At 62.6% G+C, this 13362-nt stretch carries 11 protein-coding genes; 3 read left to right on the top strand and 8 right to left on the bottom strand.

The features are described from left to right. Positions 1–191: 191 nt before the first annotated feature. On the bottom strand, positions 192–1118 hold the full coding sequence (locus J5M71_RS16350) for a LysR family transcriptional regulator (RefSeq protein WP_063915056.1): 927 nt from the start codon (positions 1116–1118) through the stop codon (positions 192–194). Positions 1119–1258: 140 nt separating this feature from the next. On the opposite strand from J5M71_RS16350, the gene J5M71_RS16345 reads away from it, so the two are divergent. Next, a complete protein-coding gene (locus J5M71_RS16345) occupies positions 1259–2488 on the top strand; it encodes an acyl-CoA dehydrogenase (RefSeq protein ID WP_063915055.1) in 1230 nt (409 codons plus the stop codon). A 294-nt stretch (positions 2489–2782) separates the two neighbouring features. Continuing rightward, positions 2783–4183, top strand: a complete 1401-nt coding sequence (locus J5M71_RS16340; RefSeq protein WP_207833824.1) for a PAAR domain-containing protein — start codon at positions 2783–2785, stop codon at positions 4181–4183. A 393-nt stretch (positions 4184–4576) separates the two neighbouring features. On the opposite strand, the gene J5M71_RS16335 is transcribed toward J5M71_RS16340, so the two are convergent. The 7 genes from J5M71_RS16335 to ribBA all read right to left on the bottom strand — a co-directional run bounded on the left by J5M71_RS16335 (position 4577) and on the right by ribBA (position 12876). Beyond that, entirely contained in the window at positions 4577–5641 is a 1065-nt protein-coding gene (locus J5M71_RS16335) for a TerC family protein (protein WP_207833822.1), read from the bottom strand. A 396-nt stretch (positions 5642–6037) separates the two neighbouring features. After that, entirely contained in the window at positions 6038–7345 is a 1308-nt protein-coding gene (locus J5M71_RS16330) for a phosphate ABC transporter substrate-binding/OmpA family protein (protein WP_207833819.1), read from the bottom strand. 157 nt (positions 7346–7502) lie between these two features. Further along, the gene (locus tag J5M71_RS16325) at positions 7503–8651 is read right to left on the bottom strand and encodes an ABC transporter ATP-binding protein (protein WP_207833817.1); all 1149 of its coding nucleotides are present in this window, start codon (positions 8649–8651) and stop codon (positions 7503–7505) included. A gap of 19 nt (positions 8652–8670) precedes the next feature. Then, a complete protein-coding gene (locus J5M71_RS16320; protein ID WP_015270845.1) occupies positions 8671–9480 on the bottom strand; it encodes an ABC transporter permease in 810 nt (269 codons plus the stop codon). Between the two features lie 6 nt (positions 9481–9486). Then, a complete protein-coding gene (locus J5M71_RS16315) occupies positions 9487–10404 on the bottom strand; it encodes an ABC transporter permease (protein ID WP_063915048.1) in 918 nt (305 codons plus the stop codon). Next, positions 10401–11426 carry an ABC transporter substrate-binding protein gene (locus tag J5M71_RS16310; protein WP_063915047.1) on the bottom strand — a complete coding sequence of 342 codons (1026 nt, stop codon included), beginning with the start codon at positions 11424–11426 and terminating at the stop codon, positions 10401–10403. Before J5M71_RS16310 ends, J5M71_RS16315 begins: the two co-directional genes overlap by 4 nt. Before the next feature lie 328 nt (positions 11427–11754). Further along, a complete protein-coding gene (ribBA, locus tag J5M71_RS16305; protein WP_207833815.1) occupies positions 11755–12876 on the bottom strand; it encodes a bifunctional 3,4-dihydroxy-2-butanone-4-phosphate synthase/GTP cyclohydrolase II in 1122 nt (373 codons plus the stop codon). Positions 12877–12954: 78 nt separating this feature from the next. On the opposite strand from ribBA, the gene J5M71_RS16300 reads away from it, so the two are divergent. Next, positions 12955–13248 carry a DUF1330 domain-containing protein gene (locus J5M71_RS16300; protein WP_207833812.1) on the top strand — a complete coding sequence of 98 codons (294 nt, stop codon included), beginning with the start codon at positions 12955–12957 and terminating at the stop codon, positions 13246–13248. The last annotated feature ends 114 nt before the right edge of the window (positions 13249–13362 follow it).

Below are 13362 nucleotides of genomic sequence, written 5' to 3'. Positions count from 1 at the left end.
GCGGGTCCGTGTCTGTTGCCGTGAAATCGGCGATCGTTGAAGCAAGCGTACCCACTGCTGGAGAGACATTTTTCGCTTCCAGCGACTCTGTTCTCAAGATTGTTGAAAAAAATTTCTCTCTAATAAGTTATACATAGAATTTTTTTCTCTTGGCCGGGAGGGGCTCACCAAAGGCCCCTCGGTAGCCCTCTTCAGGCCGACTCCACAGCCTTCTCTTCCTCGGCCACCACGCGTTCGCACAACTCGGTGATCTGCTCGCGCATCCAGCGGTTGGCCGGGTCCTGATCGGTGCTTTCATGCCAGTACAGGTGCGTTTCCAGCGCTGGTACCTCCACCGGCAGTGCTTGGTAGCGCAACTGATGGCGGCGGGCAAAGCGCTCGGGGACGGTCATCGCCATGTCGGTCTGCTGCAACACCTGCGAGGCCATCAGGTAATGCTGCGAGCGCAAGGCAACCTTGCGTTGCACGCCCATCTTGCCCAGGGCCAGGTCGACGTAGCCCAGGCCATTGCGGCGGCTGGAGATATGGATGTGGGTCATGCCCAGGTAGTTGTCCAGCGTCAGCTTGCGGTCTGCCAGTGGGTGGCCCTGGCGCAGGGCGCAGACATAGCGGTCTTGCATCAGTTTGACGTGGCGTACCTGCGGGTCGGTGTTCAACGGTGCGTCGATGGCGAAGTCCAGGCGGCCGGCGGCGAGTTCCTTGGTGGTCTCGCGGCGCTTGCACAGGAAGCTCTCGATCAGCACCGCCGGCGCCAGGCGGCGCAAGCGCTGGAACAGAGGCGGCAGGATCACCGCTTCGGTCAGGTCGGTCATGCTGATGCGGAAGGTCTTGTTGGCCTGTTGCGGGTTGAAGATGCGGCTTTCCTGCACTGACGTGCGCAGCAGCGCCAGGGCATTGCGCACCGGGCCGATGATGTTCTGCGCCATGGGCGTGGGCACCATGCCTTGCGCAGTGCGCACGAACAGCGGGTCGTTGAAGGTTTCACGCAGCCGCGACAGGGCGTTGGACACTGCCGGCTGGGTGATGCCGACGATCTGCCCGGCGCGGGTCAGGTTGGCTTCGGTGTAGATCGCATCGAACACGATGAACAGGTTGAGGTCGACCTTGCTGAGGTTCATGGGCGCCGCTCTTTGTTGGAATTATGGGGCGATCATATATCGGTTATGAATGTTTATACACGTGGAAAATAGACTAGGTGGATGGGCCCATGCTGCTCTAGGCTCTGGCCCATGTACTCCGAACCGTGAAGGTAGCCCCGATGGATTTCGCCTATTCGCCCAAGGTCCAGGCACTGCGCGAGCGCGTCAGCGCGTTCATGGACGCCTATGTCTACCCCGCCGAGGCGGTGTTCGAGCGCCAGGTCGCCGAGGGCGACCGCTGGCAGCCCACCGCGATCATGGAGGAGCTCAAGGCCAAGGCCCGCGCCGAAGGGTTGTGGAACCTGTTCCTGCCCGAATCTGAATACGGCGCCGGCCTGAGCAACCTGGAATATGCCCCGCTGGCGGAAATCATGGGCCGCTCGTTGCTCGGCCCGGAGCCGTTCAATTGCTCGGCGCCGGACACCGGCAACATGGAAGTGCTGGTGCGCTATGGCAGCGAGGCGCAGAAGCGCCAGTGGCTGGAGCCGCTGCTGCGTGGCGAGATCCGCTCGGCGTTCGCCATGACCGAACCGGACGTGGCCTCCTCGGATGCCACCAACATGGCTGCCACCGCGGTGCGTGATGGTGACCAATGGGTAATCAACGGGCGCAAGTGGTGGACTTCCGGCGCTTGCGACCCACGCTGCAAGGTGATGATCTTCATGGGCCTGTCCGACCCTGAAGGGCCGCGCCACCAGCAGCACTCGATGGTGCTGGTGCCCACCGATACGCCCGGGGTGAAGATCGTCCGCCCGCTGCCGGTGTTCGGCTATGACGATGCCCCCCATGGCCACGCCGAGGTGCTTTTCGAGAACGTGCGGGTGCCGTATGAGAACGTGATCCTGGGTGAGGGCCGTGGCTTCGAGATTGCCCAGGGGCGCCTGGGGCCGGGGCGTATCCACCACTGCATGCGTTCGATCGGCATGGCCGAGCGGGCGCTGGAACTGATGTGCAAGCGCTCGGTGGAGCGTACGGCTTTCGGCCGGCCATTGGCGCGCCTGGGCGGCAACGTCGACAAGATCGCCGACTCGCGCATGGAGATCGACATGGCCCGGCTGCTGACACTGAAGGCGGCCTACATGATGGACACGGTCGGCAACAAGGTGGCCCGCAGCGAGATTGCGCAGATCAAGGTCGTGGCACCGAACGTGGCACTGAAGGTGATCGACCGGGCGATCCAGATTCATGGCGGGGCAGGGGTGAGTGGCGACTTCCCGCTGGCCTACATGTATGCCATGCAGCGCACCCTGCGCCTGGCTGACGGGCCGGATGAAGTGCACCGGGCAGCAATTGGCAAGTATGAGATCGGCAAGTACGTGCCGGCGGAGATGTTGCGTAGCGGGCGGTGATTTTGCCGGCCTGTTCCGGCCTCTTCGCGGGCCTGCCCGCTCCCACAGGTACCGTGCCGCCTCCGAGCTGCGCGCAGTACCTGTGGGAGCGGGCAAGCCCGCGAAGGGGGCCCTTGACGGTTCACTGTGTCTTCAGGTCCACCCCCCGATCCTTGGCCGCCTTCGTCGCCAGCAGACTCATGGGCTTGCTCATTTCAAACTTTGTAAGAAACTTCTGAATTTCGACCCAAGCCACTTGAGCCTCCCTTGCTGATGTTAGGTTTTCAACCTCAACCATGCACAGGGAGTTTGCATATGCGTGTCAGTCTGGAGGGAAAAGGTCAGGCAGTAGATAGCGATGTCACCACTACGGGGGCTGTCTGCATTGCCACGGACGCCAGCTATCTTGACGAGGGCCGAATGGTGCTGCGCGAAGGTGATCGCACCGCGCCATGCCCCCTCTGCGGGCAGGAGGGGATGGTCGCTGAAGGGGTGGACCACTTCATTTCCGATGGCCGCCGGGTGGCCATGGACGGTGCGCTGGTAGTCTGTGGCTGTCCACCGGGCAGCAATCGGGTGGTCGCACCGTTGGGTGAAGCATTTCCGCCCCTGCGTTCCCTTGGAGGGCGCGCGAATAGCCACTCTTCCGCGCCATCAGCCGCGATCTACCCCGGGCGTTTCTCCCAACCCATAGTAAGTGCGTTGCCCGGAACCCTGGAGCCCGGGTTCTATGTAGTGCCTCGGCGCATGTCATTCGCACAGGTGCTGCTGCAATTGGCCGAGCACGATGCCACGTTGCCAATCTCCCGGCTGCAACGGCTTAACCCGACGTTCGAGCAAGGCTTCAAGGCAGGGGAAATCTTCGTTATCGGTGACCCTGACAATGGTGATGCCTGCACCCGCGAGGAGGGGCAGTTGATGGCGGCGGCGCAGCACGCACGCCGCGCGCTGGCGGTGCTCGATTTCGCCGAAGCGGACTTCATGATGGAGCACCAGGCCGAAATCGCCGGCTTGCTCAGCAATGCCAGCCAGTCCATGGGCGTGGGCAAGGACATGCTGGAACAAGGTTTGAAGCAGGTCAGTAATACGCTGACCAGTATCGAGCAACTGCATCAGCGCGAGTTCATGCGCCATGGCCACTTGAACAGCCCGGGCTTTTTTGCCGAACGGCGACAGCTGCTGCAGCAACTGGATGGACAGTTGAAAGCGGCGTACCTCAACAAACAGCTGAACCTGGGCAGCTATGAGCGGCTGAAGAAGAGCTTGAACATTTCGACCAAGAGCCTTGTGCACCATTGGTCGAAAGCGGGCGGGCCGGGGCAGATTCCGGGGTATGCGACGCACCTGGACAAGGTGGCGCGGCTCAGCAAGTACCTGGAATATGGAGGGTATGCTGCAATTGGGTTGGGTGGGACTTCGTCTTATCTTAAAGTACAAGAGGTTTGTCGAACTGGTGAGACTGAAGCTTGTAAAAAGGTCAGGCTGACCGAGACAGGAGGTTTTGCTGTTGGGACCGCGGGAGCCATGCTTGGTTCCTCAGGAGCAACCCTTGTATCTGGAACAATATGTGCCGTTATTACTATGGGCTCTGCAGGTCTGGCCGCGCCAGTGTGCGGCATAGTGCTGGTGGGAGCCAGCGGTATGGCTGGAGGAGCGCTGGGCGGGATGCTTGGTGAGTCGGTAGGCGAAGTTATTTACGAGGCGACCAGTGATTGACATTACTGGCTGGCAACCACTTGCCAAATTGGTAATTCTACTCAGCCCTTTTGTTATCGGCATGCCAGGGCTAGTCCTTAGTGCTGTCTCGACGTTGACAAAAGATTATGGCATCGCTTGCTCGGCCATTACGAGCAATCCCTATTTCGAAAGCATTAAGCGTGCATGGGGTTCTGGATCATTTAAGTGGCGCTGGATGACCCTTTGTACGGTGAGTGGACTAGTTGCATTTCCGTGGCTAGTACTGCGTATGGGGCAACTGGATGTCGGTGAGTTAAATGCGTTTCCGCGGAAGCTTAAGCGTAGGTTGAAGATATCCGCGTGGCTAATCATGACTGGTTTCATCTGGATGGTGGTTGTATGGGCACTATTTAAATTCAAGTAGAGCGGGGATCAGACCCGCATCTGCGGGTCTTCCTCTTTCTGGCTGGCTGTACTATCGGCATTTGAAGGCTGTCTGGATTGAGCCTCCTTGCTTTCCGGCTTCTCCCTCCGAGTCTTGAGCAACGAAACCACCACCCCACCCAGCAACAACCCGAACGTCACCCCCAACGACAGCAACGCCGGCACCTTACCCACCATGCCGTGATAAAAGATTTTGCAGCCAATGAAGATCAACACCAGCGCCAACGCGTACTTGAGGTACACAAACCGGTGCATCAACGCCGCCAGCGCAAAATACAGCGAGCGCAAGCCGAGGATAGCGAAGATGTTCGAGGTGTAGACAATGAACGGGTCCTGGGTGATGGCGAAGATTGCCGGCACGCTGTCGACGGCGAACACCAGGTCGGCCAATTCGATCAGTACCAGTGCCATGAACAGCGGGGTGGCATAGCGCACTGCCTTGTGCTCCCCGGGCGGGGTCTGGTGCACGAAGAAGTGCGAGCCGTGGATCTGCTCGGTGACCCGCATGTGCCGGCGCACGAACTTCAGGATCGGGTTGTTGGCCAGGTCGGGACGGCTGTCTTCTTTCGACAGCGCCATCTTCACCCCGGTAAACAGCAGGAAGGCACCGAAGATATACAGCACCCAGGCGAAGTTCTGCACCAGCGCCGCGCCCACGCCGATCATGATCGCCCGCAGGAACACCACCCCGAGGATGCCCCAGAACAGCACGCGGTGCTGGTAGCGGCGGGGGATGGCGAAGTAGCCAAAGATCATCGCCATGACGAACACGTTGTCCATCGACAGCGACTGCTCGACCAGGAACCCGGTGTAGAACTCCAGCGCCGACTGCGCACCCAGCTGGTACCAGACCCCGGCGCCGAACAGCACGCCGACGCTGAAATAGCCCGAATACAGCAGCAGGCTTTCACGCATTTCGATTTCCCGGTCGTGGCGGTGCAGCACACCCAGGTCGAGTACCAGCAAACCGATGACGATGGCCATGAACACCAGCCACAACCAGGTGCTGGTACCGAGGAACGGGGTGGTGAGGAATACCTGTAGAGCTGTCATGAGCCCCTCCTTGAATGTCGACGTTGCATGGCAACAGTGATCCGACATGGCGGCCTGGCAGCCGTCAGAGGGGCCCGGTATCACATGGGCTTGAGCCTAGACCCGTTTGCCGGTGATGCCGAATGGGGAGCTGTTACATTTCTTTGCCAGGCTGGCACACAGTGTACGCACGCACCCTTTAGGAGCAGCACATAAGTCATTGAATTAGCAGGGACCCTGTGGGAGCGGCTTTAGCCGCGAACACCGGCGCAGCCGGTGCCATGCACCGCGTTGGATTCTTCGCGGCTAAAGCCGCTCCCACAGGGTACGCGGACCGCTTGCGAATTCAGCTCTCCAAGCGACAGCGCAGCCCAAAGGGCTGGGAAATCTCCTACAGGGATGTGCGCTGCTTTCAGATCAATACACCCACACTTCCACCCGACGATTACGCAGTCGCCCTTGCTCCAGCTCGTTTCCTGCCACCGGCAGTTCATCCCCCATACCCGTCACTTCAAGCACCTCCACGCCATCGCGCGCCAGCTCACGGCGCACGGCCTGGGCCCGCAGGCGGGAGAGCAGGGCGGCGCGACCGGGTGTCTCCTTGGGGTCGCCAAAGCCCACCAGCACCGCTTTACGCTGCAGCTTGCCGGCGTTGCGCAGGTACTCGGCCACCCGCTGTACATCACGCAGGGCCTTGTTGTCGAGGCTGGCGCTGCCTTCCTGGAAGCGGAAGTTGACGCTCAGCCGCTGCGCCTGCTGGGCCAGGGTGCGATAGCGCGGCGGCATGTTCGCCAGGGGCGCTACAGGTTGGGCCTTGATCTGCTGCGAAACGAAGCCCTGCCGGGCGACGATCGCCTGGCCGGCCGGGCTCTGGGCAAAGTCAGCCAGGGCCCTGGCCTGGGGCTTGGGGTTAGCCGGCAAATAGAAGTACAAGCGCCGTGACAATGGGTAGTCTTCGCTGGCCACCAGCGCGCGCTCCGGCAACATGGCAGGTGCGTCGCCCTCGGCCACCGCCAGCACCTTGGCCCCGTGTATTGCTGCCAGGCTGCTGAAGCCGATGGCCTGGCGGTCGGTGCTCACTCGCGCGGCCAGCTCGTCGCTGGACTCGAAGCGTTGGGCCTTGGGCGAAAGCTCGCCGTGCTGGGGTTCCAGCACCAGTGCCTTGAAGGTCTCAAAGGTACCGGAGCGGTCGTCACGGGCGTACAGGTGGATGGCCCCGCCACTGACGCCCAGTTGCTCCCAGCGCTGGATCTGCCCCGAGAAAACCTGCGCCAGTTGCCGGGTAGTGAGCTGCGGCAACGGGTTGTCAGGGTGAACGATGACTGCAACGCCATCCAGGCCGATGACTTGTTCGGCGGCAGCGGCGCGCAGGTCGCCCAAAGCCTGCAGTTGGCGTGCTTCGCTGTCGTTGATCGGCCGCGAGGCGGCGGCCAGGTCGGCGTCGCCATGGCCCAGGGCGAAGAAGCCGGTGCTGGAACCGTGGGCGGCGATATCGATGCGCAAAGGCTGGCCGTGCGCGTCACGTGCGGTGATAACGGTCTCGTTGGCCAACTCGCCCGGGTGTTGTTCGATGGCAGTAGCTTGCTGTGCGCGCAACTGCCCTTGCACCAGCGCCGGCAGCAAGGCCGCGCCAATGGTGTTGGAGCCTTGCACGCGCAGGGGCGCGGGCTCGGCCAGGGTCGCCAGCGGTAGCAGGGTGAGCAGCAAGACAAGCAGGCGGGGCATGCCGGGAGGCCTATGGCATAGGGTTGGCCGGCAGATTACGACAGTGGCGTGATGATAATGTGACGGTGTTGTTCACATCTTGAGTTGTGCAACGCCTGGTAGACCGAGCGCCGCCCGCGCGGCGCTCGGTCTACCAGGCGTTGCAGCACTCAAGATGTTAATGCGCCCCGGCGGACTTGCTCAGGTCACTCTCTGCCCACTCGGTATAAATGCACGCATCCGCCACCGCCCAGCGCACCTTCACGGTATCCCCCGGCTGCATCGGCATGCCCGCGGCCGACAGCGCCTTCACCGTCAGCTCGGTGCCGCCCGCGGTCACCACATGGCAGGTCTGGCTCTCGCCCAGGAACAATACTTCGCCAACCTTGGCGCTGACCTCGTTCCAGCCCGCCGGCAGCGGCTCGCGCGTGGCCTGTTCGGTGGTCAGGGCCAGGGCCTTTTCCGGGCGTACCATGATCAGGGCATCCTGCGAGGCGGCCAGGCCCGGGGTCAGGCGGATGGCCACCGGCTGGCCCTCGAAGCTGCCCGCGCCATTGCTGCTGGCCTTGATCCGCAGGAAGTTGGAGTTACCCAGGAACGAGGCGACGAAGGCATTCGGCGGGTTCTGATACAGGTCGTAACCGGTGCCCAGGCCGACGATCCTGCCGTGGCTGAAGATGGCGATGCGCTGGGACAGGCGCATGGCTTCTTCCTGGTCGTGGGTGACGTAGACGATGGTGATGCCCAGGCGCCGGTGCAACTGGCGCAGTTCGTCCTGCAGGTCTTCGCGCAGCTTCTTGTCCAGCGCGCCGAGCGGCTCGTCCATCAGCAGGATGCGCGGCTCGTACACCAGCGCCCGGGCAATCGCCACACGCTGCTGCTGGCCACCGGACATCTGCGACGGCTTGCGGTGGGCGAACTTCTCCAGCTGCACCAGCTTGAGCATGGCATCGACGCGCTTGCTGGTTTCGCTGGCGCCGAGCTTGCGGATGGCCAGCGGGAAGCCGATGTTGTCGCGCACGTTCAGGTGCGGGAACAGTGAATAGCGCTGGAACACCATGCCGATGTCGCGCTTGTGCGGTGGCACGTTGACCAGCGACTGGCCATCGACCAGGATCTCGCCGCTGCTCGGCGTTTCGAAGCCGGCCAGCATCGACAGGGTGGTGGACTTGCCCGAGCCGCTGGAGCCGAGAAAGGTCAGGAACTCGCCGTCCTGGATTTCCAGGTCGAGGTTGTCCACGGCGGTGAAGTCGCCGTAGTGCTTGTTGAGGCCGCGCAGGCTGACCAGGGTCTTGCCGTGCGCGTTGTCTTTGATCACTGCACTCATTGTTGTTTTCTCCGCGCGCTCAGGCGTTGGCTTCGGTGCGCCGGCGCAAGGCGGCGGCAATGAACATGACAAGCAGCGACAGGCCGATCAGCAAGGTCGAGGCCACGGCGATGACCGGGCTGAGGTCCTGGCGCAGGGTGGTCCACATCTTCACCGGCAGGGTCTGCAGGTCGGGGCTGGCCATCATCACGCTCAGCACCACTTCATCCCACGACACCAGAAAGGCGAACAGGCCGCCGGCGATCATCCCCGGGCGAATCGCCGGGAAGGTCACCTTGAAGATCGCCTGCAGGCGCGAGGCGCCACAGATCACCGCGGCATCCTCGATCGACTGGTCGAACAGCTTCAGCGAGTTGATGATCGAGATGATGGTGAAGGGCAGGGCGACGATCACGTGGCTGACCACGAAGGCGAACAGCGTGCCGGTGTAGCCAAGCTTGAGGAACAGCGCGTACACCGCCACGGCAATGATCACCAGCGGCACAATCATCGGCATGGTGAACAGCCCGTACAGCAGCTCGCGGCCGGGGAAGCGGCCACGCACCAGGGCGAATGCGGTGGGCAGGCCGAGCAGCACGGCGGCGATGGTGGTCAGCACGGCCACCTTCAGGCTGGCCAGCGCGGCGTCCATCCACTCCGGGTTGGAGAAGAACTGGCCGTACCACTTGAAGGTCCAGCCCGGTGGCGGGAACACCAGCCACTGCGATGAGCCGAACGACAGCAACACGATGAACACCACTGGCAGCAGCAGGAAGGCCGCGATGACCCCGGTGGTCAGGTACAGGCCTGTACGCAGCGGGCGGCCCATGGCATTGGGAGACAGGAGCATGGTGGTTTACCTCGCGTTGCCAACCGGGGATTCCGGCTGCAGCTTCAGGTACAGGTAGAAAAGCACCAGGGTGATCACCACCAGCAGTGCGGCGGCGGCGCTGGCCAGGCCCCAGTTGAGGAACGACTGCACCTGCTGGATGATGAATTCGGGCAGCATCATGTTTTGCGCACCGCCCAGCAGGGCCGGGGTGACGTAGTAACCGAGCGACATCACGAACACCATCAGTGCCCCGGAGAACAGCCCCGAGCGGCACAGCGGCAGGAACACCTTGCAGAAATTGGTCCACGGGCTGGCGCCGCAGATAGAGCCGGCCTGCAGCACCATCGGGTCGATGGCATGCATGGTCGCCTGCAGCGGCAGCACGATGAACGGGATCATGATGTAGCTCATGCCGATCACCACGCCGGTCAGGTTGTGCACCATTTCCAGCGGAGCATCGATGATACCCATGGCCATCAACGCCTTGTTGATCACCCCCGAGCTCTGTAGCAGCACCAGCCACGAGTAGGTGCGCGCCAGCAGGCTGGTCCACATCGACAGCAGCACGATGTTCAACAGCCAGCGGCCCCAGCCCTTGGGCACCAGGGTTATTGCCCAGGCCAGCGGGAAGCCCAGCAGCACGCTGATCAGGGTGACCACGCCGGCCACCGAGAAGGTGTTGAACAGTACCCGCGCATAAGCCGAGTTGGCGAACAGCTGCTCGTAGTTGCCCAGGCCCGGCGTTGGCTCCAGCACCCCGCGCAGCAACAGGCCGGCCAGCGGGGCGAAGAAGAACAGGCCAAGGAACAGCAGGGCCGGCAGCAGGTTGCGGCTGCCTTTCCAGCGCTGGCTCAGGCTGACGCGGCGGGGGGCCGTTCCCGGGGCGCCGGTGCCCGTGGGGGCACCTTGCGCGTTATGCAGGGCGTTGATGGCGACTTTCATTTGACCAACCACTCATTCCAGCGGGCTGCAATGGCCTGGCCGTTCTTGGCCCAGTAGGCGAAGTCGAGGGTGACCTGGTCCTGGGCATAGGCGGTCGGCAGGTTCTGTGCGAGGTCTTTGTCGAGTTTGGCCACGCTGTCGACGTTCACCGGCGCGTAGGCGGTCTTGTTGGCGAATTCGGCCTGGCCTTCGGCGCTGCTGGCGTTGGCCAGGAACTTCATGGCGGCGTCCTTGTTCTTGGCGCCTTTGGGGATGACCAGGAAATCGGCCATTACCAGGTTCTGCTTCCAGCTCACGCCCACCGGTGCACCGTCCTGCTGCAAGGCATAGACGCGGCCGTTCCAGAACTGGCCGAGCGAGGCTTCACCGGAGGCCAGCAGTTGCTGCGACTGGGCGCCACCGCCCCACCAGACAATGTCTTTCTTGATGGTGTCGAGCTTCTTGAAGGCGCGGTCCAGGTCCAGCGGGTACAGCTTGTCGGGAGCTACGCCGTCGGCCAGCAGGGCCAGCTCCAGTACGCCAGGGCTGGGCCATTTGTACAGGGCACGCTTGCCGGGGTAGGCCTTGGTATCGAACAGTGCGGTCCAGTCCACTGGTTTGTTGGCACCGAGCTTGCCTTCGTTGTAGCCGAGCACGAAGGAGAAGAAGAACGAGCCGACGCCATGGTCGGAGACGAAGCGTGGGTCGATCTTGTCGCGCTTGATCTGGTTGAAATCGAGGGGTTCGAGCAGGCCTTCGCTGGCGGCACGCAGGGCGAAGTCGGCTTCGACGTCGACCACGTCCCACTGCACGTTGCCGCTCTCGACCATGGCCTTGAGCTTGCCGTAGTCGGTGGGGCCGTCCTGGACGACTTTGATGTCGGTGGCTTTGGTGAAGGGTGCGGCCCACGCTTCTTTCTGGGCGTCCTGGGTTGTACCGCCCCAGCTGACGAAGTTCAGGCTGTCGGCGGCCTGGGCGGCCTGACATGCCAGGGTCAGCAGGCTGGCGGACAGCACTGCGGTTACACGTTTGCTCAACAGCATGGTTACGCCCTCGTTGCTTTTGTTATTCGAGGCGGGGCTTATGGTGCGCCCGCCAACAGTGTTCGGGGAGCAGCTAAAACAAAGTGTCTTGTGGCCGTTTGTGGTTGTAGGTGCCGGCCTGCAGATTTAAGGTCTACGGGATATCATATTATGGTATTCCAAACTTTTGGCAAGAGGTATGAGGCGACCGGCCATCACTCCGTCCTTTCAGAAACAGCGCGGACCCTGTGGGAGCGGGTTCACCCGCGAATGCGTTGGTGGCTTCACCATCGTATTCGCGGGTGAACCCGCTCCCACAGAGCCCTGCCAGGTCAGTTGCTTATGTGCTTTAGCCGACCATGTCTGGCTCGAACGGTATGCTCTGCACCACCTCCAGCTCATACCCGGCCAGCCCCGCATATTTCAGCGGTGGGCCCAGATGGCGCAGCTTGCCCACGCCCAGGTCCTGCAGAATCTGCGCCCCGGTGCCCACCTCCGAATACACTTTCGACTGCCCACGCTGGTAAGGCCGCACCGGCTGGGTCAGCTGCGGCACGCGTTCCAGCAGTGCCTGCGAGGACTCATGGTTGGCGAGGATCACCACCACGCCAGCGCCTTCCTCGGCCACCTTCTGCAGCGCCGCCCATAGCGTCCAGTTGGCCGGCCCGGCGTATTCGGCACCGACCAGATCACGCAGTGGGTCGATCACGTGCACCCGCACCAGGGTCGGCTGCTGGCGGCGGATATCGCCCATGACCATGGCCATGTGCACGCCACCTTCGATGCGGTCTTCGTAGGTGACCAGGCGGAAGGTGCCATGCACGGTCGGCAGTTCGCGTTCGCCGATGCGCTTGATGGTCTGCTCGGTGCTCAGGCGGTAGTGGATGAGGTCAGCAATGGTGCCGATCTTGATGCCATGCCGGGCAGCGAACACTTCCAGGTCCGGGCGGCGGGCCATGGTACCGTCGTCGTTGAGCACTTCGACGATCACCGAGGCCGGGGTGAAGCCCGCCAGGCGCGCCAGGTCGCAGCCGGCTTCGGTGTGGCCGGCACGGGTCAGCACACCGCCTTCGCGGGCGCGCAGGGGGAAGATGTGCCCGGGTTGCACCAGGTCTTCGGGGCGGGCGTTGGGGGCCATGGCTGCCGCCACGGTGCGCGCCCGGTCGGCGGCGGAAATACCCGTGGTAACGCCCGTGGCCGCCTCGATCGACACGGTGAAGGCAGTGCTGAACACGCTGCCGTTGGCTGGCACCATCTGCTCCAGGCCCAGGCGTTGGCAGTGTTCGTCGGTCAGGGTCAGGCAGATCAGCCCGCGCGCTTCACGGGCCATGAAGTTGATGGCCTGGGCATCGCAATGCTCGGCGGCGATCAGCAGGTCGCCTTCGTTTTCCCGGTCCTCGTCATCCACCAGCAGGACCATCTTGCCTTGCCGGTAGTCCTCGAGAAGTTCTTCGATGGTGTTGAAAGCCATGTTGCACGCTCACTGTGGTGGGGTGATTATTATGGTATACCATCATACACAAATATCGCCGTAACAGGAGAGCAGCGCATGAAGGCCTATTGGATCGCCCATGTGGACGTGACCGACCCCGAGCAATACCAGCAGTACACCCAGCGCGCCCCGGCTGCCTTCAAGGCATTCGGCGGCCGCTTCCTGGCCCGTGGCGGGCGTAGCGAGGCGATGGAAGGGCGGCCCACCCCTCAGCGTAGCGTGGTGATCGAGTTCGATTCGTATGAGCGGGCGCTGGCGTGTTATCGGTCCGAGCTGTACCAGGAGGCTTGCAGACATCGTCAGGGAGTGGCGAAGGCTGAGGTGATCATCGTCGAAGGGTTCGAGCCTTGAGTTGAACTTGCGGCCTCTTCGCGGGTAAACCCGCTCCCACAGGTACGCCACAGATTTCGAAGACTGTGGCGTACCTGTGGGAGCGGGTTTACCCGCGAAAGGGCCGGACCTGCC

The organism is Pseudomonas sp. 43(2021) (assembly GCF_017490805.1).
Lineage (GTDB): Bacteria > Pseudomonadota > Gammaproteobacteria > Pseudomonadales > Pseudomonadaceae > Aquipseudomonas.
This window is presented reverse-complemented; position numbering and strand designations above follow the sequence as displayed.

Coding starts and splice junctions, on each gene's coding strand:
- J5M71_RS16315 (WP_063915048.1), bottom strand. CDS start 10,404: ATGAAAGTCGCCATCAACGCCCTGCATAACGCGCAAGGTGCCCCCACG.
- J5M71_RS16330 (WP_207833819.1), bottom strand. CDS start 7,345: ATGCCCCGCCTGCTTGTCTTGCTGCTCACCCTGCTACCGCTGGCGACC.
- J5M71_RS16350 (WP_063915056.1), bottom strand. CDS start 1,118: ATGAACCTCAGCAAGGTCGACCTCAACCTGTTCATCGTGTTCGATGCG.
- J5M71_RS16325 (WP_207833817.1), bottom strand. CDS start 8,651: ATGAGTGCAGTGATCAAAGACAACGCGCACGGCAAGACCCTGGTCAGC.
- ribBA (WP_207833815.1), bottom strand. CDS start 12,876: ATGGCTTTCAACACCATCGAAGAACTTCTCGAGGACTACCGGCAAGGC.
- J5M71_RS16340 (WP_207833824.1), top strand. CDS start 2,783: ATGCGTGTCAGTCTGGAGGGAAAAGGTCAGGCAGTAGATAGCGATGTC.
- J5M71_RS16300 (WP_207833812.1), top strand. CDS start 12,955: ATGAAGGCCTATTGGATCGCCCATGTGGACGTGACCGACCCCGAGCAA.
- J5M71_RS16335 (WP_207833822.1), bottom strand. CDS start 5,641: ATGACAGCTCTACAGGTATTCCTCACCACCCCGTTCCTCGGTACCAGC.
- J5M71_RS16320 (WP_015270845.1), bottom strand. CDS start 9,480: ATGCTCCTGTCTCCCAATGCCATGGGCCGCCCGCTGCGTACAGGCCTG.
- J5M71_RS16345 (WP_063915055.1), top strand. CDS start 1,259: ATGGATTTCGCCTATTCGCCCAAGGTCCAGGCACTGCGCGAGCGCGTC.
- J5M71_RS16310 (WP_063915047.1), bottom strand. CDS start 11,426: ATGCTGTTGAGCAAACGTGTAACCGCAGTGCTGTCCGCCAGCCTGCTG.